Below are 26,975 nucleotides of genomic sequence, written 5' to 3'. Positions count from 1 at the left end.
ATTGGATCAGAGATTCGGATAAAGCGGGTAGCGCGCGCAAAGTTCGGCGACTTCGGCTTTGACTTTGGCTTCGACCGCACCGTTTCCGTCTTCGCCATTTGCGGCCAGACCGTCGACCACTTCGATGATCCAGTCTGCGATCTGGCGGAACTCGGCCTCACCAAAACCGCGGGTGGTTCCGGCGGGCGAGCCCAGACGGATACCGCTGGTGATCGTCGGCTTTTCGGGGTCGAACGGCACACCGTTCTTGTTGCAGGTGATATGTGCCCGGCCCAAAGCTTTCTCGGTTGCGTTGCCTTTAACGCCTTTGGGGCGCAGGTCGACAAGAACCACATGGGTATCGGTGCCGTGGGTCACAGTGTCCAGGCCACCCTTGATCAGCTGATCTGAAAGGGCCTGCGCATTCACAACGACCTGCTTGATATAGTCCTTGAACTCAGGACGCAGTGCCTCGCCAAAGGCAACGGCCTTGCCAGCAATCACATGCATCAGTGGGCCACCCTGAATGCCCGGGAAGATGGCCGAGTTTACCTTTTTGGCAATCGCTTCATCATTGGTCAGGATCATGCCGCCGCGCGGGCCGCGCAGGGTTTTATGCGTGGTGGTGGTGGCCACATGCGCATGCGGGAAGGGCGAAGGGTGCGCGCCTGCGGCAACCAGACCGGCGATATGGGCCATGTCCACATGCAGATAGGCGCCGACCATATCGGCGATTTCACGCATGCGGGCAAAATCGATGACGCGCGGGATGGCCGAGCCTCCGGCGATGATCAGCTTGGGGTTATGTTCCTTTGCCAGCACTTCGATCTGATCATAGTCGATCAGGTTGTCCTGCTTGCGCACGCCATAATGTACCGCGTTGAACCACTTGCCCGACTGGTTCGGCGCCGCACCATGGGTCAGGTGACCACCTGCATCCAGCGACATTCCTAGAATGGTGTCACCGGGCTTGATCAGCGCCTGAAATACACCTTGGTTCGCCTGCGATCCCGAATTCGGTTGGACGTTGGCAAACTCACACCCAAACAACTGCTTGGCACGGTCGATAGCTAGGTTCTCGGCAATGTCGACGAACTGACAACCGCCATAGTACCGGCGGCCCGGATAACCTTCGGCATATTTGTTGGTCATGACCGAGCCCTGCGCCTCCATCACGGCGGCAGAGACGATGTTCTCCGAGGCGATCAGTTCGATCTCGTCGCGCTGGCGGCCCAATTCAGATGTGATCGAGCCGAACAGCTCGGGGTCACGATCCGCGAGGGACTGGGTGAAAAATCCGTTGTCACGAAGATTGGCGTTCATGTGCGCTCCGCATGGCTGGGGTGTATCTGGCGGATTTCCTATCGGAAACGACGTGTGTCAGAAAGGTTGTAAAGCGACGAAATGGCCCTCTATGGCGTCAACTCTGGCCTATTGCGGAAAGGTATGTTTGTTTCGGAACCAAATGTGCAGCACTGGAAACTATAAAACATGACAAAGAGAATCGCCTTTCTGGCCAGCGATGCCAAGGTTGCGCAGACCGCCCGGGATGCGCTTGTCGCGCGCTACGGAAATGCAGCGCCGAGAGACGCAGATGTTGTGGTGGCGCTGGGTGGTGATGGCTTCATGCTTCAGACGTTGCAGGGCGTCCAGCACTTGGACAAGCCGGTTTACGGAATGAATCGCGGTACCATCGGGTTTCTGATGAACGAATATGCCGAAGTTGATCTGATGGCCCGGCTAGCAGAGGCAGAGGAAGAAGTCATCAATCCACTGGCGATGACTGCAATGGACCAGGCGGGCCAAAAGCACCAAGCACTTGCAATCAACGAGATTTCGCTGCTTCGCGCGGGGCCGCAGGCAGCGCGGCTGCGGATCAGCGTGGATGGGCGGGTACGTATGGCCGAACTCGTGTGTGATGGTGCATTGCTTGCCACGCCGGCGGGTTCAACCGCATATAACTATTCCGCTCACGGACCCATTGTACCCATTGGCGCGGACGTTCTGGCATTGACGCCAATCGCCGCGTTTCGCCCCCGGCGGTGGCGTGGCGCCTTGCTGCCGAAAGTTGCGAAAGTCAGATTCGATGTGATCGAGGCTGACAAACGCCCGGTTATCGTTGCGGCCGACTCCATATCGTTTCCGGATATCGATTGGGTCGAGATCAGGTCTGAGATTGCGATCCAGCATCGTATTTTATTTGACCCTGGCCACGGCCTGGAAGAACGGTTGATCTCTGAACAATTTACTTAAATCTCAGCGTGTTGATCATTTTTCCACCGCTTGTGTGAACCAGTTCACATGCAACGCGATAAGGGTTTGTTAACTTCAAGTTGCCCGGAGAACACGCCGAGGTGGAAGTGAGTGGCCATCTAAAGGTGTTTTCGAATGGTTGCGCAGTTTTCGCGCTGGCGAGGGTGGGTGGTGCTACGCTCGTCATCTTGATCCGGGCATATTTTAGTATGCGGACCCCGGGACAAAATCCCGGGGTCTATTTCATTTGTGAGGCCTGAGTGACGATGTCTCAGGTTTGCGCGCTCATTCGATCCCACAGAATCGGAGCCATCTGCCCCACACGCGCTTCGATCGCGACCGCTGCATCCACCGCCATATCCTCACGCCAGCGTCGAGCAGCAATCTGAACATTGATCGGTTGCGGCCCATTCGGCAATTCGGCCAAGCGTGCGGGAACGCTGGCGGCGGGCAGCCCGAGGAAATTCATCGCATAAGAATAGACCGCGCATCCTAACACCTCATGAACGCCTTCGGCACCTTCGGTATCGCGATCAGGTTTAAAGAACGGCTGCGGCAGGAATGGAGACAGGACCAAAGGATATTTCTGCATGAATAGCGACCATTGGCGCGCATAATGGCTGCGTTGCGCCAACGCCTGAATCAGTTCGTCGCCTACGATCGGAGGAAACTCCTGAAAATAAACCTCGAAAATATCACGGATGGTTTGAGACCCGGCTGCCTCGATATCGTTTTTCATCAACGTCAGCACTTCACCCATCAGCGCGCGATAGCCGATGCGCCCGCATTCGAACACATCCGGCGGATCAATGTCTTCAACTATATATCCGGCATCTACCAGCGCCTCCCGAGCGGTACTTAGCGCTTTGTCCACTTCGGGGTGCAAAGCGTATTCGAACGTATTTTTGGTGAACGCAACTTTGATTGGGACATCCGGCCCCGCGCCGCGCCAAGGCATTGGCACATGGAAGGGGTCGCGGGCGTCCGGGGCGATCAGGCTGGGCATCGAAAGGTGCAGGTCCTTTGCGCTTCTTGTGATCAAGCCCTGTACCGACATCGATTGTGCCAGCATCCCGCGTTCTGCATTCTGGCTGGGGTTCCAGGCCGGTACGCGGCCCAGCCCCGGTTTCACTGTAACCGCACCATTGGCTGCAGCAGGGAACCGCAAGCTACCTCCGATATCGTTGCCATGAGCCAGTGCGCCGATGCCCGCCATGACCGCAGCCCCCGCGCCCCCGGACGACCCACCGGGCGAGATATGGCGGCCCCAAGGATTGTGCGTGCGCCCATGAAGTGGATTATCCGTGTCAGCGCGGAACGAGAATTCGGGCGTGTTGGTCCGCCCGATGACAATGGCCCCCGCATTGTGCAAGTTTGAAACCACCGGGGCGTCATCAGGGGCAATGACATCCTTCAAGGCAACCACACCATTTGTTGTGGCATGGTTCTTCTGGTCGACATTCACTTTGATGGTCACCGGTACGCCGTGCAGCGGCCCAACCGAGGCACCTTTGCGGCGCGCCTGATCAAGCGCAGATGCACGCTCTAACGCTTCTGTGCCCAGATCGTCCACGACAGCATTCAGCGAGGGATTTACCTGATGCATCCGCTGCAATGCATCACTGATCACCTCTTCTGCGCTCAACTCGCCAGCTTGGGTCAGCGCAGCCAATTCTGTTGCATCAAAACGCCAGATATCGCCCTGTGTCATGCTCGTCCTCCTCAGCTCAAACTGAGGTGAGGAGGACCCAATGACAAGCCCCGCAATCGCAAAACGGATCCAACCTTCATCTAGCCAAAAATATCCCGGAGCGCGAGGCAGAGCCTCGCACACGCGCGACAGCGCAAATCGGTTGCGCCGTAAGGCGCTCCGCTTGATCGTACCGTGAAATTACTGCGCGTAGCCGATAGTTTGCAGGGCCACCGTGATCTCGTCCAGAATTGCTGGGTCATCGATTGTGGCAGGCATTTTATACGCCTTGCCATCCGCGATCGACACCATCGTACCACGCAGGATCTTGCCCGAGCGTGTCTTGGGCAGACGATCCACCACCACTGCTTTCTTGAACGCAGCGACTGGGCCGATTTTGTCACGAACCATCTGGACCACATCGGTTACCACCTCCGCGTGATTCCGATCGGAACCGGCATTCAGACACAGGAAACCGACAGGCATCTGGCCTTTCAGTTGATCAGATACCCCAATCACAGCGCATTCTGCCACATCGGGGTGAGCGGCCAACACCTCTTCCATCCCTCCCGTCGAAAGTCGGTGCCCGGCGACGTTGATCACGTCATCGGTACGGGCCATGATATAGAGATACCCATCTTCGTCGATCATGCCCGCATCACCGGTTTCGTAATAGCCGGGAAAATGCTCAAGGTAGGATTTTCTGAAGCGCGCCTCGGCATTCCACAGGTTTGGCAATGTGCCTGGCGGAAGCGGGAGCTTGACTGCGATCGCGCCCAACTCGCCCGGTTTCATAGGATGGCCGCCCTCGTCCAGAATCTGAACGTCATAGCCCGGCATAGGCTTGGCAGGTGATCCCAGCTTGACCGGAAGCTCTTCGATTCCGAGCGGGTTGCCAGCGATGGTCCAGCCAGTTTCGGTTTGCCACCAATGATCGATGACCGGAACTTTCAGCGCATCCTGCGCCCAGATGATCGTATCTGGATCAGCCCTCTCTCCTGCAAGATACAGAGCCTTAAGGCAGGATAGATCGTAATTCGCCATCAATTCTGCGCTTGGGTCTTCGCGTTTTACGGCACGAATGGCGGTTGGGGCGGTGAAGAAGCTTTTGACCTTGTGTTCGGATATCACGCGCCAGAAAGTTCCGGCGTCAGGTGTTCCGACGGGCTTGCCCTCAAAAACAATCGTCGTGTTGCCGTGGATCAGCGGGGCATAACAGATATAGGAATGGCCAACGACCCAGCCGACATCCGAAGCCGCCCAGAACACATCTCCCGGATCGACATTGTAGATGTTTTTCATCGTCCAGTTCAGCGCGACCAGATGGCCGGCAGTCGGGCGCACGACGCCTTTGGGCGCACCAGTGGTGCCGGATGTATAGAGGATATAGGCTGGATCATTGCCGCTGACTGGTACACATTCTGCGGGCTCCGTACCGTATTGGAAACCGTGCCAGTTGACGTCGCGCCCCTCGATTAGTTGTGCGACTTCCTGCTCGCGCTGGAATATTACGCAAAACTCGGGTTTGTGGGTGGCCAGATCGATCGCGCCATCCAGCAGAGGTTTGTAGTGCACAACGCGTCCCGGCTCCATCCCGCACGAGGCGGCGATGATCGCCTTGGGTTTCGCATCGTCGATACGTACGGCCAGTTCGTTGCTGGCAAAGCCGCCGAATACCACTGAATGCACTGCTCCTAGCCGGGCGCAAGCCAGCATTGCCTCCAGCGCTTCGGGGATCATAGGCATGTAGATGATGACGCGGTCACCTTTCTCAATACCTTTTGCACGGAGCGCGCCAGCCAGATTAGCAACCCGATTGCGTAACTCGACGTATGAGATTTCGCGTTTGGTATGAGTAATGGGGCTGTCATAGATGATCGCGGTTTGCTCACCACGACCATTTTCCACGTGGCGATCAACGGCGTTCCAGCAGGTATTTACCTTGGCATCGCTGAACCATTCGTAAAGAGGCGCATTGTCGTCAAACAGAGCTTTGCTGGGCGCTTGAACCCAATCGATCCCCTTGGCTGCATCCATCCAGAATGCTTCGGGGTCGTTCTTCCAGCTCTCGTAGACGTCCTGATATGCCATGATGGCCTCCTCCCAAATTCCTTGAGCTATGTGTTAGGCATCGTGGGTGTTTCGAGCAAGCGATGCGCATAACGGCGCGTCAGTTTATCGCAAAATCTTTGCAGAACCTTGCAGTTTGGCTTGCAAATTTTTGCAAATCCTCTGATCTGAGCAGATTTCTGAGTGTCACACGCAAAGATTTGCAAATCTGCAAATTTATTGCTGCAAATGTTCTGGCGCTAACAGAATCAAACCGGGCACCTAATCTGGTGCCCGGTCATGTATACGTAATGATATAGGCGCTGGGCTTATCCGTAGTGCGCGACTGGCGTACCTGCGATGGCTGCCATGTTCAGCAGTCCCCTGGCCGTAATCGAGGGCGTTACGATATGCGCCTTGTTTCCCATTCCCATGAGGATTGGACCTACCTCAAGCCCGTCCGCTTTCATCTTCAAGATATTGCGCACACCGCTTGCCGCATCCGCATGGGCGAAGATCAGGACATTTGCAGAGCCTTCCAAACGCGAGTTCGGGAAGATACGTGCACGCAATTCAGGATCCAAAGCCAGATCAAGGTTCATCTCGCCTTCATAGCTGAAGTCGCGTGGCTCGGAATCGAGAATCTCAAGCGCAGCCCGCAGCCGCTTGCCTGATCCCTCGGCCTGATTGCCGAATTGCGATTGCGAACAAAATGCGATCTTGGGTTCCAACCCGAACCGCCGCACGTGACGAGCAGCTCCAATGGTGGATTCGGCAAGTTCTTCTGGTGTCGGCAATTGCCTTACATGCGTGTCTGCAATGAACAGAGGGCCATCTTCCAGAATCATCAGCGAAAGCGCGCCATGCGGGCGCAAATCGCCATCATCCAGAACCTGTTCGACATAGTTAAGATGCCAGCGATACTCACCAAAAGTGCCACAGATCATGCTGTCCGCCTCACCGCGATGCACCATGATTGCTGCAATGGCGGTGTTGTTGGTGCGCATGATGGCCTTGGCCAGATCCGGAGTGACCCCCCGACGCTGCATTATTTGATGGTACGAATTCCAATAATCGTAGTAACGGGGATCGTCCTGAGGGTTCACGATTTGAAAATCCTGCCCCGGTCGTACTGTCAGGCCTAGCCTTTCGCACCGTGCGCTGATCACGTCCGGTCGCCCGATCAGGATCGGGGTTTCCGTGGTTTCTTCCAATATCGCTTGCGCAGCCCTTAAAACACGCTCGTCCTCGCCTTCTGCGAAGACAATTCTACGCGATGCGACGGCTGCGGCTTCGAACACTGGCCGCATCAACAGTGCAGATTTGAACACGGTCTGGTTCAGGCGTTCTTTATAGGCTTCGAGGTCATCAATGGGTCGTTTTGCGACCCCGCTCTTCATAGCAGCCTGTGCAACCGATGAGGAAACGACCCCAACGAGGCGCGGGTCGAAGGGTTTTGGGATCAGGTAATCTGGACCAAAAGTCAGCTGCTCACCCTTATAGGCCGCCGCGGCTTCGGCGCTGGTCGTCGCGCGGGCCATGTCGGCGATGCCGTCGACGCAGGCGATCTGCATCTCGTCGTTGATTTCAGTCGCGCCTACGTCCAGGGCACCTCGGAAGATAAACGGGAAGCACAACACGTTGTTCACTTGGTTCGGAAAGTCGCTGCGACCGGTCGCAATGATCGCGTCAGGAGCAACTTCGCGCGCCGCCTGTGGCAGGATTTCCGGAGTTGGGTTGGCCAGCGCAAAGATGATCGGGGTCTTGGCCATCTTCTCGACCATCTCAGGCTTGAGCACATTTGGTCCGCTCAAACCCAGAAACAGATCGGCACCTCCGATCACATCATCCAGAGTGCGCAGATCGGTTTTCTGTGCAAACTGGTCTTTGTGCGGGTTCATATCCTCGGCGCGGCCTTCATAGACCAGCCCGTGAATGTCGCACAGCCAGATATTCTCACGTTTAACGCCGAGCTTAACCAACATGCTGAGGCAGGCGATCCCGGCAGCACCGCCGCCGGTCGAAACTACTTTGATATCCTCGAAGCTCTTTCCTGCCACATACAGGGCGTTTTTAGCTGCGGCACCAACAACGATTGCCGTGCCGTGCTGATCGTCATGAAACACCGGGATGTTCATCCGTTCCCGGCACAATTTTTCGACAATAAAACAATCCGGTGCCTTGATATCTTCAAGGTTGATCGCGCCAAATGTGGGCTCCAGAGCACAGACGATATCTGCCAGCTTTTCTGGGTCAGGCTGATCCACCTCGATATCAAAGCAATCGATGCCTGCGAACTTTTTGAACAGGACGGCCTTGCCTTCCATCACCGGTTTCGAGGCCAATGCGCCTATATTCCCAAGGCCTAGAACTGCGGTGCCGTTTGACACAACCGCAACAAGATTGCCGCGGGCCGTGTATTTCTCAGCATTGGCGGCGTTGTCCTTTATCTCAAGACTGGCTTCGGCGACGCCTGGCGAATATGCCCGTGCAAGGTCCCGACCATTTGCCATTGGTTTGGTTGCCTTGATCTCAAGCTTTCCGGGCTTTGGATGCGCATGATAGTCAAGCGCGGCCTGTCTCAGGTTCGGTGTGTCAGACATCGGTAATACAACTCCGTTCCAATATTCGTTTGATGGTTAAACTATTTCTCAGCGCTTGGCTATGTCGCCTCGGACCGCAGTCAGAGACAGGCCTCACGGATACGTTAACGAAACGTTGGTTGAGAGTTGCCGCATCGTTTTTATGTACAGCCAATTCCGGGGAACCTTACGGACACCAGAAGCGGCGGACCTTATCATGCGTCATGAAGACAAAGCTTGTGCTAGTGCGCAATTTGCCAACCCTTCAATCAGGATTGGTGCCAATCGGAATGTCTTCTTTGTTGTGCTTGTTTCGGCGGTTTCATTTCTTTTTGTGGTTATGATTTGGCCCGAAGCGGCTGCGGCTTTCAACCAAGAAGGTGGGTTGATTGAGACGATATCGGCCACTGCGTTACTGGTTTCCGGGCTGGTCGCGTTGACGCGTTTCCGAGGCATCTCGCGGCTGTATATCGGATTGGTCTGCCTGCTGTTGGCCGAGCGCGAATTGGAGGCGGAGGTGTACACAGAAGGCAGCGCGCCTTTCGTGGTGCTAAACTGGATTGATTTATTGCTTGATGTGACTGCAGTAAGGATCGCTTTGGCTGCGATCGTCATTGGTGGTTTGCTCTGGCATGGGATACCGAACGGAATTAAGGCACTTAAGATCCGCGCGCCTTTTTTGATGATTTTTTTCCTGGCCGGAAGTGTTGCGGTGCTGGCTCAGCTTCTTGAGGAAATCAGCGGATTGTTCGACGAATACCTTTCGGTTGCGATGGCTACACGTTTGTTCGTGATGGAAGAAACGCTGGAGATGTACTTTTCGATTGGCATTTTGGCTGCTGTTCTGATCGGATGGCCAAAACCAAAATCCGAAGAGAAACAGAATGACCAGCAATACCGGCGACTCCCTCACGCGCGCTGAAATCCGACTGCCGACGCAGGAACTGCGCAACGATATCCCGTTTTATACCAAGGTACTGGGGATGCGGATGGATATGATCTATCCGGCAGATGACCCTCGGGTTGCCGTGTTCTCTGGTCACGGTCTGCGCTTGCGGATCGAGAAAGATGCAGCTGAAGCGGCGGGAACGTTGCGCATTCTGACATCCGATCCAGATGGTTTTGCAGAAGGTCAACGAAGTCTTGTAGCCCCAAACGGCACCCGGATCGAGATTGACGAGTTGAACCCGCCGCTGGTCATGCCGGATACGGTCCACTCTTTTGTTGTCCGTAGGCTCAAGGATCAGGCGCCGTGGATCATTGGACGGGCAGGGATGCACTATCGCGATCTCGTGCCGGACCGGCTTGGCGGATCGATTATCGCCAGCCATATACGTATCCCAGATGGTGGTCCTGTGCCCGACATGGTGCATTTCCACAAAGTCGGATTTCAGCTGATCTTCTGCATCCACGGCTGGGTCGATGTGGTCTACGAAGATCAGGGCGACAAGATGCGCCTGACGGCAGGCGATTGCTTTATTCAGCCGCCTGAAATCCGCCACCGCGTGCTGGAAGCGTCAGACAACGTTCAGGTGATCGAGATTGGTGTCCCAGCCGAGCATGTCACGGAGATTGATCATGAGATGGAACTGCCCACCCCGCATTTCCGTCCGGATCGGGAATGGGATGGGCAGCGGTTCGTTTACAATCAAGCCAATGATGCCGACTGGGTGCCATTCCGCTTGCCCGGTTACATCTGCCGTGACACGACGATTGCCGAGAATACCAAAGGCGTGGCGGGCGTTCAGGTCGTGCGCCGGGGCGAGGGTAACCCTCAATGGGCCAGCCACGACACCGACATACACTTTACCTTCGTGATGACCGGCGAGGTGACTCTTGAGGGTGAAGGGCGCGAGCCCTATCGGTTGGAACAAGGCGATGCCTTCGTCATCCCGCCGGGAATGCGAACACGGCTGTCAGACCCCTCGCAGGATGTGGAACTGCTTGAAGTGACTTTGCCGGGGACCTTCAACACGACGTTGGGTTAGGGCCAAGAAGAAGTGGATAATGGCGTCAAGGGGGCTTCAATTCCCCCGTCGCTTTCCAGTAGGGTATGATATTCTGACCAGATGATCAAAAATTGGGATTCGCCATGTCTTTGAAAGATGCAGCTTTGGCCGTTCGGGAAAATGCCCACGCGCCTTATTCGAATTTCAAGGTCGGGGCGGCGATCCGGTCCAGTTCAGGTGTGATCTATTATGGCTGTAATGTTGAAAATGTTGCTTACCCCGAAGGTACGTGCGCCGAGGCCGGGGCAATCGCGGCAATGGTCGCCGCTGGTGAAAAAGAACTGACCGAGGTCTACGTGGTCGCCAGCAGCCCGCAGCCGGTGCCCCCATGTGGTGGATGCCGTCAGAAACTGGCCGAATTCGGCAACGGGGATGTGGTCGTTACAATGGCAACGGTTGATGGTCTGGAAACCAAAACCACGATTGCCGATCTATTTCCCGGTGCGTTCGACGCGTCGCATATGGAGGATGTCTGACTTCATGGATGCGCGCTCGATCATCGCCAAACTTCGCCGTCAGGAGGTGCCAACTGGTGACGAACTAATGTGGTTCGCGCAAGGCCTGGCCGATGGTGGCGTCAGTGACGCGCAGGCCGGGGCCTTTGCGATGGCTGTCTGTATGGGCGGTCTGGGGGCCAATGGGCGGGCTGATCTGACTGTTGCCATGCGCGACAGCGGCGAGGTGCTGACGTGGGATTTGGACGGGCCGGTGGTCGATAAGCATTCGACCGGTGGGGTCGGCGATTGCGTCAGCCTGCTGCTTGCCCCGGCTTTGGCGGAATGCGGGGCGTATGTGCCGATGATCTCGGGGCGTGGTCTGGGCCATACCGGGGGCACTCTGGACAAGCTCGAGGCCATACCGGGAGTGACCACTCAGATCGGGCAGGCGCGACTGACGCAAGTGCTGAAAGACACCGGGGCAGCCATCGTGGGGGCAACGGGCCAGATCGCCCCTGCGGACAAGCGGCTGTATGCGGTGCGCGATGTGACGGCGACGGTGGAGAGCCTTGACCTGATTACGGCATCAATCCTGTCCAAGAAGCTGGCGGCTAGCCCGGATGCGTTGGTTCTGGACGTTAAGGTGGGCAGCGGCGCGTTCATGAAGACACTCGATGAGGCACGCAATTTGGCGCAGGCCTTGACCGAAACGGCTAATGCCGCTGGTTGCCGGACTTCCGCCGTGATCACCGACATGAGTCAGCCCCTTGCGTCCGCGCTGGGCAACGCGCTGGAGGTGGCTGAGGTGATGAAGGCGCTAACCAGCGGGCAGGGATCGCCTTTGGCGGAAATCTCGGCCGAGTTGGGGGGCGTTCTCATGGCGGATGCCGGTATGTGCGCTACGGCAGAGGAAGGAAACGCCAGTATAGCCCAAGTGATCCGCGATGGTCGTGCAGCCGAACGGTTCGGACGCATGATGGCTGCCGTGGGTGGACCGGTGCATTTCGTTGACACATGGGATCGGTTTTTGCCGGAGGCCAATGTGATCCGGGAAGTTCATGCTCCGCATGGCGGATATGTCTCGTCTATTGATGGCGAGGCGCTGGGCCTCGCAGTCGTGGCCCTAGGCGGTGGGCGCCAGATCGAGAGCGATGAGATTGATCCGGCGGTTGGCTTGTCGGGCATTCTGAGGGTCGGAGATAAGGTGACCAAAGGCGCTCCTTTGGCGGTTGTTCATGCGGGGCGGGAAGATGCGGCGCAAAGGGCTGCGGCGGTGGTACTGGATGCTATTTCGCTGAGTGACGAACCGGTCGCGCAACCGCCGCAAATCCACGAAAGGATCTGCGCATGAGCCGCGCTTTCCTTGTGGTAATGGACTCGGTTGGTATCGGCGGCGCGCCGGATGCCGCTCAGTTTTACAACGGCACCAAACCCGATACAGGCGCGAATACAGTGGCCCACATAGCACAAGCTTGTGCCGAGGGGCGCGCGGAAGAAGGGCGGAGCGGACCGTTGCAACTGCCCAACCTGGATGCCATGGGGCTGGGGGCGGCGACCCGTCTGGCCTCGGGCGCACCGACGCCGGGCCTTGAGGCCGCGCCGACGGGCTTGTGGGGTTGCGCACGTGAATATTCTCCGGGAAAGGATACGCCATCAGGGCATTGGGAACTGGCGGGTTTACCTGTGCCATGGGACTGGCGTTATTTCCCGGATCGCCAGCCAGCGTTTCCCGAAACGCTAAGCAAGGCTGCCGCCGAGGCAGCGGGGACCGACGGAATATTAGGCGACTGCCATGCCTCGGGGACGACGATTATCTCGGAACTGGGGGCCGAGCATATACGTACCGGCTGGCCGATCTGCTACACGTCTGCCGATAGCGTATTCCAGATTGCCGCGCATGAAGACAGCTTTGGGCTCGACCGACTGCTGGATATGTGCCGCTCACTGGCGCCTCGATTGCACGAGTTGAAAGTGGGCCGCGTTATCGCCCGACCGTTTGTCGGAACGCCCGAAAAGGGGTTCACCCGGACAACCAACCGCAAGGATTTTGCCATCGTTCCGCCAGAACCCGTTCTGACGAATTGGGCACAGGATGCCGGTCGCCGTGTGCATGCGGTGGGCAAGATTGGCGATATATTTTCAATGCAGGGGATCGACACGCTGCGAAAGGGTTCGGACGAAGAGTTGATGCGTCACCTTTCGGACCTCGTTGATGAGGCGGAAGAGGGCAGCCTGACCTTTGCAAACTTTGTCGAGTTCGACAGTCTGTATGGCCATCGGCGCGATATCAGCGGCTATGCCCGTGCGCTGGAATGGTTCGATCGTGAAATTGGCGCGATCCTACAAAAACTGCGCCCCGGTGATCTGTTGCTATTGACCGCAGACCACGGCAACGACCCCAGTTGGAGCGGCACTGACCACACCCGCGAACAAGTGCCCGTGCTGATCGCCGGACAGGGGGCGGGTGAGATTGGTGCAGTGAACTTTGCCGATATCGCCGCCAGTATCGCGCACCACCTGAACATACCGGCGCAAGGGCCGGGAAGGACTTTTCTATGACAGTCGCTGACCTGCCTAAGATCGAATTACATTTGCACCATGAAGGCGCCGCTCCGCCTAGCTTCATACGCCAACTGGCCCATGAGAAACGAGTGGACCTGAGCGGGATATTCAAACCCGACGGCTCTTATGATTTCCGCGACTTTGCCCATTTCCTTAGCGTTTATGAGGCTGCGTGCGAGGTGCTGAAAACGCCTGAAGATTTCCGCCGCCTGACGCTGGCCATTCTGGAAGATAGCGCCGCGAATGGTGTGGTGTATTCCGAAACATTCCTTAGCCCGGATTTCTGCGGCGGTGGCGATTTGCATGCATGGAAGGATTACCTGACTGCGATTCAGGACGCCGCAGACGAGGCCGAGCGCAAATTCGGGATCACCCTGCGTGGTGTCATCACTTGCGTGCGCCATTTTGGACCCGAGCAAGCCAAGGCCAGCGCCCATTGTGCGGCTGAAACTGCAGGTGACTGGATTACCGGATTTGGTATGGGCGGCGACGAATCCGTCGGAACGCAGGGCGATTTCAAATGGGCCTTTGACTGCGCGCGCGAGGCTGGGTTGCGATTGACGACCCATGCCGGTGAATTTGGCGGTCCAGAGAGTGTTCGGGATGCCGTCCGTGATCTGGGGGTCGAGCGCGTAGGCCATGGCGTCCGCGCCATCGAAGACCCGGATCTTGTGTACGAGTTAGTTGACCGGGGCATAACGCTTGAGGTCTGCCCGGGTTCAAACGTGGTACTGGGCCTGTTTCCTGATTTTGCCGCCCATCCCATCGCGAAATTGCGTGATGCAGGCGTCAACGTCACGGTATCCACTGACGATCCGCCGTTTTTTCATACCACGATGCGGCGCGAATATGAGATGCTGAATGCAGCGTTCGGCTGGCAAGCCGAAGATTTTGCTGCCCTGAATGAAACAGCCCTGAACGCGGCCTTTTGCGATGAAGAGACCCGCGCGCGGGTCAAGAAAAGACTGGAGACATCATGAGCGATCACCTGACCGTCGTCGACCACCCATTGGTGCAGCACAAATTGACGCTCATGCGGGACAAAGGCACCTCAACCGCTGTGTTCCGGCAGTTGCTGCGCGAGATCACGCTTTTGCTGGCTTATGAGGTCACCCGCGAGATGCCGCTGACCACCCGCCATATCGAAACCCCGATGGAAGAAATGGACGCACCCATTCTGGCGGGCAAAAAATTGGCGCTGGTATCGATCCTGCGGGCTGGAAACGGGATGTTGGACGGCGTGCTGGAGCTGATCCCCTCTGCCCGAGTGGGGTTCGTGGGGCTTTATCGGGATGAAGAGACGCTGAAGCCGGTCCAATACTATTTCAAAGCTCCCGAGGGTTTGACGGACCGTTTGGTCATTGCTGTTGATCCGATGCTGGCAACCGGCAACAGCTCGGCTGCGGCCATTGATTTGCTGAAAGAGCAGGGGGCGAAAGATATCCGCTTTCTGTGCCTGCTGGCTGCCCCCGAGGGCGTCGCGCGCATGAAAGAGGCGCACCCGGATGTCAAAATCGTCACGGCCGCGCTGGATCGTGAACTGAACTCAAAGGGTTACATTATGCCTGGACTAGGTGACGCCGGGGATCGGATGTTCGGGACCAAATAGGTGCTATTGCCCACAGATATTCTGTAGCCGGACCCAATCGCGGTCGGGCAGTACCTGTTCCAAAGTACGACCCGCCATCGGATCGGCTTCTATCAATCCAAGCACGGACTCGCCTGTGATATCAAGCGCATAGGCGTATGGGGTCGAGGGCAGTGCGGTCTGTGCAAAAACCGCGAGCAGCACGTCATCGCTTAGCTGCGGCTGTGGACCGGATAGAACCTGCTCGGTGTAGGTGTCCACGATCTCGGGCGTCAATTCGCCGGTGGTCAGCAACCGAAATGCGGCACTCGGGCCTGTACGGTCCAACAGATCGTCCAGCGGTTCCTGCTGAGTTGCCCGCGCGCGTGCGGCTATGATGTATCCGGCGGCAACGGCTGGGTCTTCGTGATCTTCGACCAGTGCCCGGTTCAGCAGCACGGTTCCACCCGGCAGGCTCAGGCTGTCAGGCAGACCTGCTGGTAGGATCACGATTTGGCGGACACCGGTGCGGCGCGCCAGCTGATCCAGCGACGCTTGCGCATCAGGCGAAGAGCAAGCCTTGCCTGATACCCTTTCGATCCGCTGCAGGATTGCATCGCCGATTTCTTGTTGCTTGACCTCTGGCACTACCGAAACAACATGGCGCTGCAATGCACTGGGTAGCCAGAACAAAAGCACCGCCAAAACCGCCAGCACAACCCCTGCAACGCTGAGCCAACGCAGCCGTCCGGGATGTGGTCTGGCACGGTCGATGGCGCGCTGCAGCCGGTCAATTGCTTCGATCATTGTAGTTTCAGATTCTGCAAGTTCCAGTGTTTCGCCGGGATCGCCGTCGGGATTGAATATTGCAGGGTAGGTTCCGGGGTTTTGTCGCTCTAGCGCCGCCAGCGACCAATGGGTCAGCGCGCTGTCATTGAAGTCAGAAATCGTCAGAGTGGCTTCACCAATCGATACGACTACTTCGCGCCGTTGCTCATCGGGCGAGGGACGCCACAGACCGGTGGCTTCGATCCGCTGGTACTGTTTGAGTGCGGTCATCGGGTAATGCTGCTCGAATATTATTTTGCGCCAAGCTTAGCATGGCGAAAACCAGCGGCGCAAACCTGTTGCGTAGTGTTTGTGAAATGTGCTGAGTGTGCCGGGTAAGTTTCGGCCAGAACGGGCTGATTAAGGGCAGAGGCGCGGATGCAGTCACAACAACAAACCCATTCAATCATGGCGTCGTTGCTGATGGTTGCGGCCATGTCCATTATCGGCGTGATCGACAATTTCGTGATCCGCGTGGCCGAGAGCGTGGGGCTTTGGCAGTTTCACCTAAGTCGCGCCTTACTGATGCTGCCGCTGATCGCGGTGTTGTCGATATTGGGTTTGGGCACCTTGAGGCCCCGGCGGATTGGTGTCGTCGCGGTGCGCAGCGTGTTGATCACGCTGGCGATGCTCTTCTATTTCAGCGCGCTGGCATTGATGCCCATCGCTCAGGCGCTTGCCGGGTTATTCACATCGCCGATATTCGTGCTGTTGATTTCGGCCCTTTTGTTGAAGCAGCGAATAGGTCCCTGGCGGATCGTGGCTGTTTTATTGGGGTTTTCGGGAATTCTGTGCGTATTGCAGCCGGACCCGACATCATTTGACTTAAAGACGCTACTGCCAGTCGCTGGTGGCTTCTTTTACGCACTCAGCGCTGTTGTAACGCGCACCCACTGTTCCGACGAAAGCACTGTTGCGCTGCTGGCGGCGATGGTTGTCACACTGGGGCTTGCAGGGGCGATCGGACTGATCTGGCTTGCCCTGTTTCCGGTTGGCGTGCCAGTCGGGCCGGATGGCTTCGCGATGCGCGGTTGGGTTTGGCCGATGCAAGACGCGTTGCCTTGGGTTGTGGTTCAGGCCGTGGGCTCAACAATTGCCGTTTTCATGCTGATCAAAGCCTATCAACTGGGTGAGCCATCATATGTCGCAGTCTTTGAATACTCGGTCATGATATTTGGCCCGCTCTTTGCCTGGGTGGCGTTTGGGCAGTCCGTCGGGCAGATGCAAATCATCGGCATTGGCATGATCGCCTCCGCCGGAGTGCTGCTTGGGTGGCGGGAGCGGCGGATATCCTCGCTACAGCAGGCGGCGCAGTAAGAACGGAATAGATTCGGCTTGTTTCCCTCTTAGTATCGTTTCGAAATGCATATCAAAGCTCGTTCGGAATACTGATTTGTTTATTCAAAACCAGTAAATTGCGGCGAAACTGACCTAATTTGGCCTCAAATGTGGCAAAACTAAGTCCAATTGAGGCACAACTCTAAGACCTTCTGAGTTGTTTGAAGGTGCCAACAGGGGGACGGCACGTGTTAGAGTTAGTGAGTGTTTCGGGGTATTCGAAACGTGAAGTTAAAGGCCGACAGGCCTTTGTGGGACAGGCCGCATCAGCGCGTCGTGGGGGATTGCTGCACGGAACCAAAGTGTCCACAACAGGGGGCTGGAAACGGGTCGAAAGACTGGTTGCAGGTGATCTGGTGCGGACACGGGACCATGGGTTCAAAGAACTGAGGCGCGTTTGCGTCGACCGCATTGTTGTGGCTGGAGACGAGCGTCGGCCCGAGCATCTGCCGATCCTTGTGCCATCCCGAGCAGCTTATAATGGGCGCCCAGTCTGGCTGATGCCGGAACAGGGTATGGCATTGGATCAAGGCAAGCTTGGTGTTGGAATCGAGGGGGTCTCGATCATTCCAGCTCGAATGCTCAGCGGGATGGGGCGTCTTGAATCCAGCACGCCTGCGCAGTCATTCGATGTCACGTCATTATTCTTTGACGAGGATGAGCTGGTTTTTATCGAGGGCGGATTTCAGGCTTATTGCCCGTCCGGTCGCATGAATACCGGGTCAAGTCGAAACCCTGAGGCCTATGAAGTCGCGGATGCTGAACACGCCGATCTTCTGATCGAGGCCGTGACCGGCAAAGGGAACCTTTCGGCTTTAACCAACCCGTTGGCTGCGTTACCTGCACCCATTCCGCAAGAGCCAATTTTCCCGATCCGACCGGCATTGGGCGTACGTCGACCCGGGCGACCGGGGCGGCCCAATATGCCTGCGCTGTTCCTGCGGCCTGAATGGCAGCTGCAATAGTAGGTGTTTGAGTATGAAGCAGGCGCATGGGCTCATGCGCCTGCTGTCTTTGTTCAGGCGGCCTGTGCTTCGGGGTTGAAGCGGCCATAGAAGCTCTGACCTTTTTCCGCCATCTCGCGCAGCAGCGGCGGGCAGGTAAAGCGCTCACCATAGGCTTCGGTAAGTTGATCGCAGCGTTCGGCGGCGTAGGGCGTACCAATGATGTCCAACCAACTGAGCGGGCCACCGGACCACGGGGCAAAGCCCCAGCCAAGGATCGCACCCACGTCGCCCTCGCGGATATCTTCCAGAACACCTTCTTCCAGCGCACGGACGGCTTCCAGAACCTGCGCGAACATCAGACGTTCCTGCACTTCGATCAGGTCGGGCTGGTTTGCGGCATGTGGGTATTTGTCCTGCAGGCCCTTCCAATACTCGACGCGTTTGCCCTTGTCGTCATAGTCGAAGAATCCTGCATTGGCCTTGCGACCCAGACGACCTTGTTCTTCCATCCAAAAGATCAGATCATCGCCCGGATTTTCCGGGTAAGCGTTGCCCATAGCTGCCTTAGTAGCGCGGGCGATCTTGGCCCCCAGGTCAATCGAGGTTTCGTCGTTCAGCTGAATGGGTCCTACGGGGAAGCCCAACTGACGCGCCGCATTGTCGATCAGAACAGGGCTGACGCCTTCGGTGATCATCCGCAGACCTTCGTTGATGTACGGAATAATGCAGCGGTTGGCGTAGAAGAAGCGCGCGTCATTGACCACGATCGGTGTCTTGCGGATTTGGCGCACATAGTCCAGCGCCTTGGCGACAGCACGATCGCCGGTCTCCTTGCCTTTGATGATCTCGACCAAGAACATCTTCTCGACCGGTGAGAAGAAGTGGATGCCAATGAATTGCTCGGGCCGTACGCTGGCCCTGGCCAGATCTGTGATCGGTAGGGTCGAGGTGTTCGACGCAAAGATGCAATCCTTGGGGATGATCGCCTCGACCTTCTTGGTCATTTCAGCCTTGACGCCGGGGTCTTCGAACACGGCTTCGATGATCAGGTCGCAGCCTTTCAGGTGCTCCAGATCGGGCGTGGCGGTAATGCGGTCCAATAGGGCTTCTTTCTTCTCAGCCGTCGCTTTGCCGCGCTTGATCCCTTTATCCATGTAGCTTTCGCTATAGGCTTTGCCCTTGTCGGCAGCCGCCTGATCGCGGTCGATCAGAACGACCTCCATCCCGGCCTGTGCCGAGACTAGCGCGATACCAGCCCCCATCATGCCGGCACCCAGAACGCCGATCTTCTTGACCCGCTGATCGGGCACGTCCTTGGGTCGCACTGCGCCTTTCTCCAGCGCCTCCTTGTTCAGAAACAGCGACCGGATCATCGCTGACGAAGACGGGTTCATGAGCACGTTGGTGAACCAGCGCGCCTCAATCTTCAAGGCGGTGTCGAAGTCAACCAGCGCGCCTTCATAGATCGAACTCAGTAGAGCCTTGGCTGCCGGGAAGGCACCTTGGGTCTTGCCGTTCACCATGGCGCTTGCGCCCACGAAGGTCATGAAACCGGCGGGGTGGTAGGGAGCGCCGCCGGGCATCTTGTAGCCCTTGGCATCCCACGGCTTTACCAGATCGGCTTCCTTGGCGTTCAGTACCCATTCCTTGGCCGCCGCAACCGGATCATCCGCCACGGCGTCAATCAACTGCGCGCCTTTGGCCTTCTTCGAGTCCATCATCTTGCCTTCCAGCAGCACCGGAGCTGCAGCCATCGCGCCGACCATACGGCTGTAACGCATGGTGCCGCCGCCGCCGGGGAAGATCCCTAGAAGAATCTCGGGCAGGCCGATCTTGGCCTTGGCGTTCGAGGTCATCACGCGGTGATGACAGGCCAGTGCGATCTCGGTACCAATCCCGGCACAGGTACCGTTGATGGCACAGGCGACCGGCTTGCCGCCTTTTTTGGACTTGGGGTCCATGCCTGCCAGTTCCAGCCGACGCAGGATGTTGTGGCCACTCATGACGAAATCGAACAGTGCCTGCGCGGGTTCGTCGCCGGCCTCCTGTCGGATCGTGGCGAGCGTGCTCAAGTCCATGCCGCCTGCAAACGACCCTTCTTTGCCACTGGTGATAACGATGCCCTTGATCTCATCATCCGACAGCGCCTGATCGATCAGATCACCGACCAGAGTGAAGGCCTCGCGCGACAGGACGTTCATGGATTTGCCGGGAACGTCCCAGGTGATGAAGGCGACGCCATCGGCGTCTTTGCTGAGGGTGAAATCAGTCATTGTCATCTCCAATCTGGTCAGCCGTCAGCGGGCTGCCATCCTTGCGAGTGAAAGAGAATCCGTTCTCATCATCTTTCACCATCATGTCTATATCGCTGTAATAGCCGGTCTCGGTCGGGGTCCGGGTGCCCACCACCAGAAAGGTTGCGGGCGTGTCGGTTTTGTTCACAAGGTGATGGCCATTGGCCTCACCTGCAGGCCAAGCGGCGCAGTCACCGGGCAGCATCTCATGCTCGCCATCATCATCGATCAGCATGCATTTGCCGCTGAGCATGATGGCAAACTCGTCCTGCTCCATGTGGTAATGGCGCAGCGAGGATAGCCCCGAGGGCTCCAAACGTACGATGTTGACCCCGTATTGGGTCAGCCCGCCTGCATCTCCGACGCGCTGGACAAAACGACCCGCGGTGGCCTCGGCTAACTTGCCGGGATAAGATGAACCGCCTTTGAACGGTATCTGAGAAAGATCCAGTTTGGGCATCAGACGCGCTCGATAATTGTTGCCGCACCCATACCGGATGCGATGCAGAGTGTGGCCAGACCGGTTTCCTTGTCCTGACGCTCCAGCTCGTCCAGCAGCGTGCCGATAATCATCGCGCCGGTTGCACCCAGCGGGTGACCCATCGCGATCGAGCCGCCGTTGACGTTAACCAGCGCCGGATCAACATCAAACGCCTGCTGGAACCGAAGCACGACCGAGGCGAAGGCTTCGTTGACTTCAAACAGGTCCAGATCGCCAATTTTCATTCCGTTGTCGGCCAGAATTTTCTCAGTCACCGGAACCGGACCGGTCAGCATTATGGTCGGGTCGGTGCCGATCTTGGCAGTTGCCTTGATGCGCGCGCGCGGCTTCAGGCCGTATTTCTCGCCGAACTCCTTATTACCGATCAGCACAGCGGCCGCACCGTCCACGATGCCCGAGCTGTTGCCCGCGTGGTGTATGTGGTTGATCCGCTCAAGATGCGGGTATTTGATCATCGCTACCTTGTCGAAGCCCGGCATCTGCTCACCCATCATTGCGAAAGACGGGTTCAGCGCGCCAAGCGACTGCATGTCTGTGCCGGGACGCATGTACTCGTCGCTGTCCAGAATGGTCAAACCGTTCTGATCTTTGATGGTGATCACCGACTTTTCAAACCGGTTGTCTTCCCAAGCCGCTGCTGCGCGTTTTTGGGATTCAACGGCCAGAGCATCGGCATCATCGCGGCTGAACCCATATTCAGTTGCGATTATGTCAGCCGAGATACCTTGCGGCACAAAATAGGTTTCCATCGCCAACGACGGGTCAACGGCAATCGCCGCACCATCGCTGCCCATGGCCACCCGGCCCATCATCTCGACACCGCCTGCGATATAGGCTTCTCCAGCGCCGCCTTTGACCTGGTTTGCCGCCAAGTTCACAGCTTCCATGCCCGAGGCGCAGAAACGGTTGATCGCCAGACCGGGGATCGATTCATCTAGATCCGAAGCCAGAACTGCCGAGCGCGCCAGACAGCCGCCTTGCTCCATCACCTGCGTGACGTTGCCCCAGATCACGTCTTCAACGGCGTGACCTTCCAGATTATTGCGCTCTTTCATTGCGTTCAGGGTCAGGGCGGACAGGCGCACCGAGGTTACCTCGTGCAGGCTGCCATCCTTGCGGCCCTTGCCGCGCGGAGTGCGCAGGGCGTCATAGATATAGGCTTCGGTCATGGGGTCTTCTCCTTAAGCTCGATCCGACGGGTTGCCGGGCATCAGGTCGTAGGGGTGTTTCCAACCGGGCTGTTCGCTAAGGCGCGTCAGCCAGGCATCGATGTTGGGCCAGTCGGCGCGATCAAAGCCAAATGGTTCGGGATAATAGAGGTAGCCGCAGCAGCTGATATCAGCATTGGTCACGCCGTCACCAACGATCCAGTCGCGGCCTTCAAGATGGGCGTTCAGAGTCTGATAAGCAGCCTTGAGGCGACCCTGATTGAACGCGATCACATCCGGGTTGCGGTGCTTTTCGGGCAGGAAGTTAATCAGGAAACGGGTCAGCCCGGCCATTGAGCTAAGCTTGTGATTGTCCCACAGAACCCATCTGAAAATCTCGTAGTTCTCATCACGATCCTTGCCGCCGAATTTGCCGGACTTCTCGGTGACATAGGCCTGAATTGCCCCAGACTGGCTGGTGCGAAAATCGCCATCTACCAGTACGGGTGCTTCGCCCATTTCGTTCACTTCGGCCCGGAATTCAGGGGTGCGCGTTGCGCCGTTGAAAAAGTCGACAAAGACCGCTTCCCACTCCAGACCCGACATCTCAAGCGCCAGAGCGGCTTTGTAGCTGTTTCCGCTTTCACCGAAGCAATGCAGTTTGATGGTCATTTGGGCGCCCCTCCCAAGGCGTATTGCGCGTTCAGCGCTTTCTTGCGTCCAGCTCGGAGTTGAAGATGCGCAATCTGTGCGTCAGGTTCTCGTGATCAATCACGCTATTGAAATTCTCGAACAGGAACGACAAAGCCTCACCTTCATCCAATCCCGCCTCTCGCGCGAAACCGCGGAGTTTGCGATAGCCATCCTCGGTCATGGCGACGGGAAAGCGGCGGGTCAGGCGAAAGCGTTTTGGCATCTTGTCTCCTCCAAGGGTGGGTTCGGGCTACGACGCCCAAGCCCACACTGAGATCAGAAGTTCGCTGCGTCCAGCGCCATTACCGTGTCCGCTCCGGTTTGGATGCGCGCCAAATGCATGGCTGTCGCGGGCAGGCGACGGGCCATGTAGAAGCGACCGGTATTGATCTTGGTCTCGTAGAACTCTTTGTCCGAGGCGCCACCATCCAGCGCTTCGCGAGCGGCTTTCGCCATCTGAGCCCACATCAGGCCCAGGCAAACATGACCAAACATGTGCATGAAGTCATACGAACCGGACAGCGCGTTGTTAGGGTTCTTCATGCCTTCCTGCATGAAATACATGCCAGCGGCTTGCAGGTCCTTGGACGCGGCCTTCAGCGGTTCGATGAACGCTTTGTCATAAGCTTCATCCTTGCCGGCATTTTCCTTGCAGAAGGTTTTAACCATCTCAAAGAACGCCATGACATGCTTGCCGCCATCCTGCGCCAGCTTCCGGCCAACAAGATCCAACGCCTGAACGCCGTTTGCCCCTTCGTAGATCATCGCGATGCGGGCGTCGCGGGTGTATTGCGACATGCCCCATTCTTCGATGTAGCCATGGCCGCCATAGACCTGCTGCGCCTGAACGGTCATGTCGTAGCCTTCATCCGTCAGGAAGCCCTTGATGACCGGTGTCAGCAGCGAGATCAGCCCGTCCGCATCCTTGTCACCCGAGCGGTGCGCCTTGTCGATCATGGTTGCGCCCCACAGGATGAATGCGCGTGCGCCCTCGGTGAAGCTTTTCTGATCCATCAGGTTGCGGCGAATGTCGGGGTGTACGATCAGCGGATCGGCGGGGCCGTCCGGGTTCTTCACACCTGTTACGTCGCGGCCCTGCAGGCGGTCTTTGGCGTATTCGACGGCGTTTTGATACGCTGCCTCGGCCTGAGACAGTCCTTGCATGCCCACACCCAGACGCGCTTCGTTCATCATCGTGAACATGGCGCGCATGCCTTTGTGTTCGTCGCCCAGCAGCCAGCCGGTGGCCTCGTCATAGTTCATGACGCAGGTCGAATTGCCGTGGATGCCCATCTTTTCCTCGATCTTGCCGACCGAAACACCATTACGCTCGCCAGGAGTACCGTCTTCGTTCACGATAAACTTCGGGACAATAAACAGCGACACACCTTTGATGCCCTCGGGTCCGCCTGGAATTTTGGCCAGCACCAGGTGAATGATGTTGTCGGCCATGTCGTGATCGCCCGCCGAAATAAAGATTTTCTGACCGGAAATCTTGTAGCTACCGTCGCCCTGAGGTTCCGCCTTGGTGCGCATCAGGCCCAGATCGGTACCGCAATGCGGTTCGGTCAGGTTCATGGTGCCGGTCCATTCGCAGCTGACCATGTTGGGCAGGTACGTGTTCTTTTGCTCATCCGAACCATGCGCGAGGATTGCCGAGGCTGCGCCGTGGGTCAGGCCCTGATACATCACAAACGCCTGGTTCGCGCCCGAGAACATTTCGCCCACCGCAGTACCCATCACATAAGGCATGTTCTGGCCGCCATACTCTTCCGGCATGTCGAGGCCAGTCCAGCCGCCTTCTTTCATCTGCTCGAAGGCATCTTTGAAACCTGTTGGGGTGTACACAATCCCGTTTTCCAACCGGCACCCTTCGATGTCGCCAACCACGTTCAGCGGGTGCAACACATTGGTGGCAACTTTGCCCGCTTCTTCCAGAACCGCGCCGGTAAACTCGGCCTCCAGTTCATCATAGCCGGGGATATCCGACTGCGAGACTTTCAGAACATCGTGCAGGATGAACTGCGTATCTTTGGTTGGCGCGTTATAGACGGGCATGTGAAGCTCCCTTAATTCATATGTCCGAAAGGCCGGGCTTATTCGGCGGCCTTCTTTTCCTGTTTCATCGAGGCGATAACCTTTTCGCCCCAGCGCAACTGCTCTTTTAGTTCGTCAATGGCCTGCGTCAGCTCTTCGCGGCGCGATTCCATGTCAGCAAGGCGCTCGCACGCGATTTCATAAGTGCGGGACATCTGGGTCAGCTGCTGATCACCCACGTGGTACAGGTCCAGAAGCTGGCGGATCTCTTCGAGGCTGAAGCCAAAGCGCTTGCCGCGCAGGATCAGTTTCAGGCGTGCACGATCCCGTTTGGTGAACAAGCGCTTTTGGCCCTCGCGGATCGGAAACAAAAGCTCTTTGGCCTCGTAGAACCGCAATGTGCGGGGCGTGACATCATAGGTCTCGCACATTTCGCGGATGGTCAGCAGATCTTCGGTCATGGTTCAAACTCTCATCACTGGCGTCATGCAATCTGAGTTGCGCAGTCGATGAGCGTTTTACAACACACAAGTGACGTTTACGTAATGCGGACGCTGCGTCACAAAATAGTTGACGTAACATCCAGTCGCGTAAGCAGGGGTTTCGGCAATTTTCTTGCCGTAGGGGAAGGGGCTATTTCAGCAGGCCGACGGTCTGATCGCGCAATTGCTGAAGCGCATCCATTGCTTCATCCAACTGCGCGCGCTGCTGGCGCAGCTCTTCCATTTGACGATCGGCCATCTCGATAAAGGTCGCCATCTGCGCCTGATTGCCCTGATCTTCGTAGATCAGCAGCCACTGACGAATCTCTTCCAAAGGAAATCCAAACTTTCGACCACGCATGATCAGTTTCATCCGGGCGCATTCACGAGGCCCGTAAAACCGCGACCTGCCTTCACGGTCAGGCTGCAGCAATTCGATGTATTCGTAATAGCGCAGGGTGCGTGGGGTCACGTCGAACTCGGCGCACATTTCTTTGAATGACAAACGGGTGTCGGACATTCCGGGTCTCCTTGGCAGCAACCTAGGGCGTCGTTGCGGCAAGCGCAACAGGTGGGCTTGCCCTTGGTGTAAACGCAGGCCCATAAAGGGGCAGGTACAAGGACAGGACCCAACCCTATGGTCGATAAGACAGTTTTAGCGCGGCAATTCATCGAGGCGATTCCGCACGCCAAGGCCTTGGGGCTTGATCTGACCCACATCGGAGAGGGCGAGGCTGAAATCTCGATGCCCTATAACGAGCAACTGATCGGCGACCCTCGGACTGGCGTGATCCATGGCGGGGCTGTGTCGGCCATGCTGGATACCTGTTGCGGTGCCGCAGTGATGAGCCACCGCTCGGCCCCGGGAGGAACCGCCACCATCGATCTGCGTATTGATTACATGCGGGCCGCAACGCCGGGTCAAAGTATCCGGACCCGCGCGACCTGCTATCACATCACGCGCAACGTGGCTTTTGTGCGGGCGACGGCGACGGATGATGACAGCGACCGTCCCGTTGCCACCGCTTCAGGTGCCTTCACCGTGGAGGGTCGCTGAAATGGCAAGACCTCGCCCCGAACCCATGCAGGTGGTCAAGCAACGCCGTGATGCCGCTCTGACCGCGCTGGTCGAAGGTGTGCCGTATGTACAGTTCCTCAATATAACATTCGACCGGCGGGGGGACGAACTGACAGGCGTTCTGAATTTCGATGAGAAGTTGATCGGTAATCCTTTTCTGCCCGCTATCCACGGTGGGGTGACAGCGGCGTTTCTGGAAGTCACTGCCGTAATCACGCTGAGTTGGGAACATATGTTTCCCAGGATTGAAAGCGGTGAGATCGGTGCGGAAGACATCTTGACTGACGTGAATATCCGCTTTCCCAAAACCATCGACTTCACGGTCGACTACCTGCGGTCGGGCCTGCCGCGAGACGCCTATGCGCGCGCTTTCATCAACCGCTCGGGTCGACGTTATGCCTCTGTCCGGGTCGAAGCCTGGCAAGACAATCACGCCAAACTCTTTGCGCAAGGTACGGGGCACTTCCTGATGCCGCAATCTCCGACATCGAAAGACTAAA

25 protein-coding genes are annotated in these 26,975 nt (G+C 57.3%); 12 read left to right on the top strand and 13 right to left on the bottom strand.

Annotated features, from left to right (window positions below):
* Positions 1-6: 6 nt before the first annotated feature.
* On the bottom strand, positions 7-1,302 hold the full coding sequence (gene glyA / locus ACR0EN_RS10315) for a serine hydroxymethyltransferase (protein WP_170648058.1): 1,296 nt from the start codon (positions 1,300-1,302) through the stop codon (positions 7-9).
* 168 nt (positions 1,303-1,470) lie between these two features.
* Here glyA and ACR0EN_RS10310 point away from each other — a divergent pair, with 168 nt between their 5' ends.
* Positions 1,471-2,232, top strand: a complete 762-nt coding sequence (locus ACR0EN_RS10310) for an NAD kinase (RefSeq protein ID WP_170391948.1) — start codon at positions 1,471-1,473, stop codon at positions 2,230-2,232.
* 271 nt (positions 2,233-2,503) lie between these two features.
* On the opposite strand, the gene ACR0EN_RS10305 is transcribed toward ACR0EN_RS10310, so the two are convergent.
* The 3 genes from ACR0EN_RS10305 to ACR0EN_RS10295 form a co-directional block, all read right to left on the bottom strand.
* Complete coding sequence (locus ACR0EN_RS10305; RefSeq protein WP_480586592.1) at positions 2,504-3,943, bottom strand: amidase family protein; 1,440 nt, start codon at positions 3,941-3,943, stop codon at positions 2,504-2,506.
* A gap of 180 nt (positions 3,944-4,123) precedes the next feature.
* Entirely contained in the window at positions 4,124-6,013 is a 1,890-nt protein-coding gene (prpE, locus tag ACR0EN_RS10300; protein ID WP_170594802.1) for a propionate-CoA ligase PrpE, read from the bottom strand.
* A 287-nt stretch (positions 6,014-6,300) separates the two neighbouring features.
* Positions 6,301-8,574: an NADP-dependent malic enzyme gene (locus ACR0EN_RS10295; protein ID WP_170401318.1), complete on the bottom strand. Its 2,274-nt coding sequence runs from the start codon at positions 8,572-8,574 to the stop codon at positions 6,301-6,303.
* A 115-nt stretch (positions 8,575-8,689) separates the two neighbouring features.
* On the opposite strand from ACR0EN_RS10295, the gene ACR0EN_RS10290 reads away from it, so the two are divergent.
* The 7 genes from ACR0EN_RS10290 (at position 8,690) to upp (ending at position 15,170) form a co-directional block, all read left to right on the top strand.
* A complete protein-coding gene (locus ACR0EN_RS10290; RefSeq protein WP_480586587.1) occupies positions 8,690-9,475 on the top strand; it encodes a hypothetical protein in 786 nt (261 codons plus the stop codon).
* Entirely contained in the window at positions 9,438-10,541 is a 1,104-nt protein-coding gene (locus ACR0EN_RS10285; RefSeq protein WP_480586584.1) for a cupin domain-containing protein, read from the top strand. Before ACR0EN_RS10290 ends, ACR0EN_RS10285 begins: the two co-directional genes overlap by 38 nt.
* Before the next feature lie 104 nt (positions 10,542-10,645).
* Positions 10,646-11,038, top strand: coding sequence for a cytidine deaminase (locus ACR0EN_RS10280; RefSeq protein WP_480586580.1), 393 nt, complete (start codon positions 10,646-10,648; stop codon positions 11,036-11,038).
* Positions 11,039-11,042: 4 nt separating this feature from the next.
* Positions 11,043-12,350, top strand: a complete 1,308-nt coding sequence (locus ACR0EN_RS10275; protein WP_170802088.1) for a thymidine phosphorylase — start codon at positions 11,043-11,045, stop codon at positions 12,348-12,350.
* Complete coding sequence (locus ACR0EN_RS10270) at positions 12,347-13,558, top strand: phosphopentomutase (protein ID WP_170594808.1); 1,212 nt, start codon at positions 12,347-12,349, stop codon at positions 13,556-13,558. The genes ACR0EN_RS10275 and ACR0EN_RS10270 overlap by 4 nt, the downstream gene beginning before the upstream one ends.
* Positions 13,555-14,541 carry an adenosine deaminase gene (locus ACR0EN_RS10265; RefSeq protein WP_170420885.1) on the top strand — a complete coding sequence of 329 codons (987 nt, stop codon included), beginning with the start codon at positions 13,555-13,557 and terminating at the stop codon, positions 14,539-14,541. Before ACR0EN_RS10270 ends, ACR0EN_RS10265 begins: the two co-directional genes overlap by 4 nt.
* Entirely contained in the window at positions 14,538-15,170 is a 633-nt protein-coding gene (upp, locus tag ACR0EN_RS10260; protein WP_170391930.1) for a uracil phosphoribosyltransferase, read from the top strand. Before ACR0EN_RS10265 ends, upp begins: the two co-directional genes overlap by 4 nt.
* A 3-nt stretch (positions 15,171-15,173) precedes the next feature.
* On the opposite strand, the gene ACR0EN_RS10255 is transcribed toward upp, so the two are convergent.
* Positions 15,174-16,187 carry a hypothetical protein gene (locus ACR0EN_RS10255; protein WP_170420887.1) on the bottom strand — a complete coding sequence of 338 codons (1,014 nt, stop codon included), beginning with the start codon at positions 16,185-16,187 and terminating at the stop codon, positions 15,174-15,176.
* Positions 16,188-16,334: 147 nt separating this feature from the next.
* Here ACR0EN_RS10255 and ACR0EN_RS10250 point away from each other — a divergent pair, with 147 nt between their 5' ends.
* Together ACR0EN_RS10250 and ACR0EN_RS10245 are read left to right on the top strand one after the other, a co-directional pair.
* A complete protein-coding gene (locus tag ACR0EN_RS10250; protein ID WP_480586574.1) occupies positions 16,335-17,273 on the top strand; it encodes a DMT family transporter in 939 nt (312 codons plus the stop codon).
* Between the two features lie 209 nt (positions 17,274-17,482).
* The gene (locus tag ACR0EN_RS10245) at positions 17,483-18,259 is read left to right on the top strand and encodes a Hint domain-containing protein (RefSeq protein WP_480586571.1); all 777 of its coding nucleotides are present in this window, start codon (positions 17,483-17,485) and stop codon (positions 18,257-18,259) included.
* 53 nt (positions 18,260-18,312) lie between these two features.
* Here the strand turns inward: ACR0EN_RS10245 and ACR0EN_RS10240 are convergent, their stop codons facing one another.
* From ACR0EN_RS10240 to ACR0EN_RS10205, 8 genes are all read right to left on the bottom strand, one after another.
* The gene (locus ACR0EN_RS10240; RefSeq protein WP_480586568.1) at positions 18,313-20,514 is read right to left on the bottom strand and encodes a 3-hydroxyacyl-CoA dehydrogenase NAD-binding domain-containing protein; all 2,202 of its coding nucleotides are present in this window, start codon (positions 20,512-20,514) and stop codon (positions 18,313-18,315) included.
* On the bottom strand, positions 20,507-20,995 hold the full coding sequence (locus ACR0EN_RS10235) for a cupin domain-containing protein (RefSeq protein ID WP_170420894.1): 489 nt from the start codon (positions 20,993-20,995) through the stop codon (positions 20,507-20,509). The genes ACR0EN_RS10240 and ACR0EN_RS10235 overlap by 8 nt, the downstream gene beginning before the upstream one ends.
* Positions 20,995-22,206 carry an acetyl-CoA C-acetyltransferase gene (locus ACR0EN_RS10230; RefSeq protein WP_480586564.1) on the bottom strand — a complete coding sequence of 404 codons (1,212 nt, stop codon included), beginning with the start codon at positions 22,204-22,206 and terminating at the stop codon, positions 20,995-20,997. Before ACR0EN_RS10230 ends, ACR0EN_RS10235 begins: the two co-directional genes overlap by 1 nt.
* Positions 22,207-22,218: 12 nt before the next feature.
* Entirely contained in the window at positions 22,219-22,857 is a 639-nt protein-coding gene (locus ACR0EN_RS10225; protein WP_170420898.1) for a glutathione S-transferase, read from the bottom strand.
* 31 nt (positions 22,858-22,888) lie between these two features.
* On the bottom strand, positions 22,889-23,101 hold the full coding sequence (locus ACR0EN_RS10220) for a hypothetical protein (RefSeq protein ID WP_170391916.1): 213 nt from the start codon (positions 23,099-23,101) through the stop codon (positions 22,889-22,891).
* Between the two features lie 53 nt (positions 23,102-23,154).
* Positions 23,155-24,936 carry an acyl-CoA dehydrogenase C-terminal domain-containing protein gene (locus ACR0EN_RS10215; RefSeq protein WP_170391914.1) on the bottom strand — a complete coding sequence of 594 codons (1,782 nt, stop codon included), beginning with the start codon at positions 24,934-24,936 and terminating at the stop codon, positions 23,155-23,157.
* A gap of 38 nt (positions 24,937-24,974) precedes the next feature.
* Complete coding sequence (locus ACR0EN_RS10210) at positions 24,975-25,376, bottom strand: MerR family transcriptional regulator (protein WP_039536426.1); 402 nt, start codon at positions 25,374-25,376, stop codon at positions 24,975-24,977.
* Between the two features lie 172 nt (positions 25,377-25,548).
* Complete coding sequence (locus ACR0EN_RS10205) at positions 25,549-25,917, bottom strand: MerR family transcriptional regulator (RefSeq protein ID WP_170391912.1); 369 nt, start codon at positions 25,915-25,917, stop codon at positions 25,549-25,551.
* 117 nt (positions 25,918-26,034) lie between these two features.
* Here ACR0EN_RS10205 and ACR0EN_RS10200 point away from each other — a divergent pair, with 117 nt between their 5' ends.
* On the top strand, positions 26,035-26,454 hold the full coding sequence (locus tag ACR0EN_RS10200; RefSeq protein WP_170818727.1) for a PaaI family thioesterase: 420 nt from the start codon (positions 26,035-26,037) through the stop codon (positions 26,452-26,454).
* Position 26,455: 1 nt separating this feature from the next.
* Positions 26,456-26,974 (top strand): PaaI family thioesterase, encoded by a 519-nt coding sequence (locus ACR0EN_RS10195; protein ID WP_170401296.1) that lies wholly within the window; start codon positions 26,456-26,458, stop codon positions 26,972-26,974.
* Position 26,975: the final 1 nt, after the last annotated feature.

Source organism: Ruegeria sp. AB7, from assembly GCF_056542625.1.
Note: the sequence above shows the minus strand (reverse complement) of the source record. Positions and strands in the feature narration are given on the sequence as shown.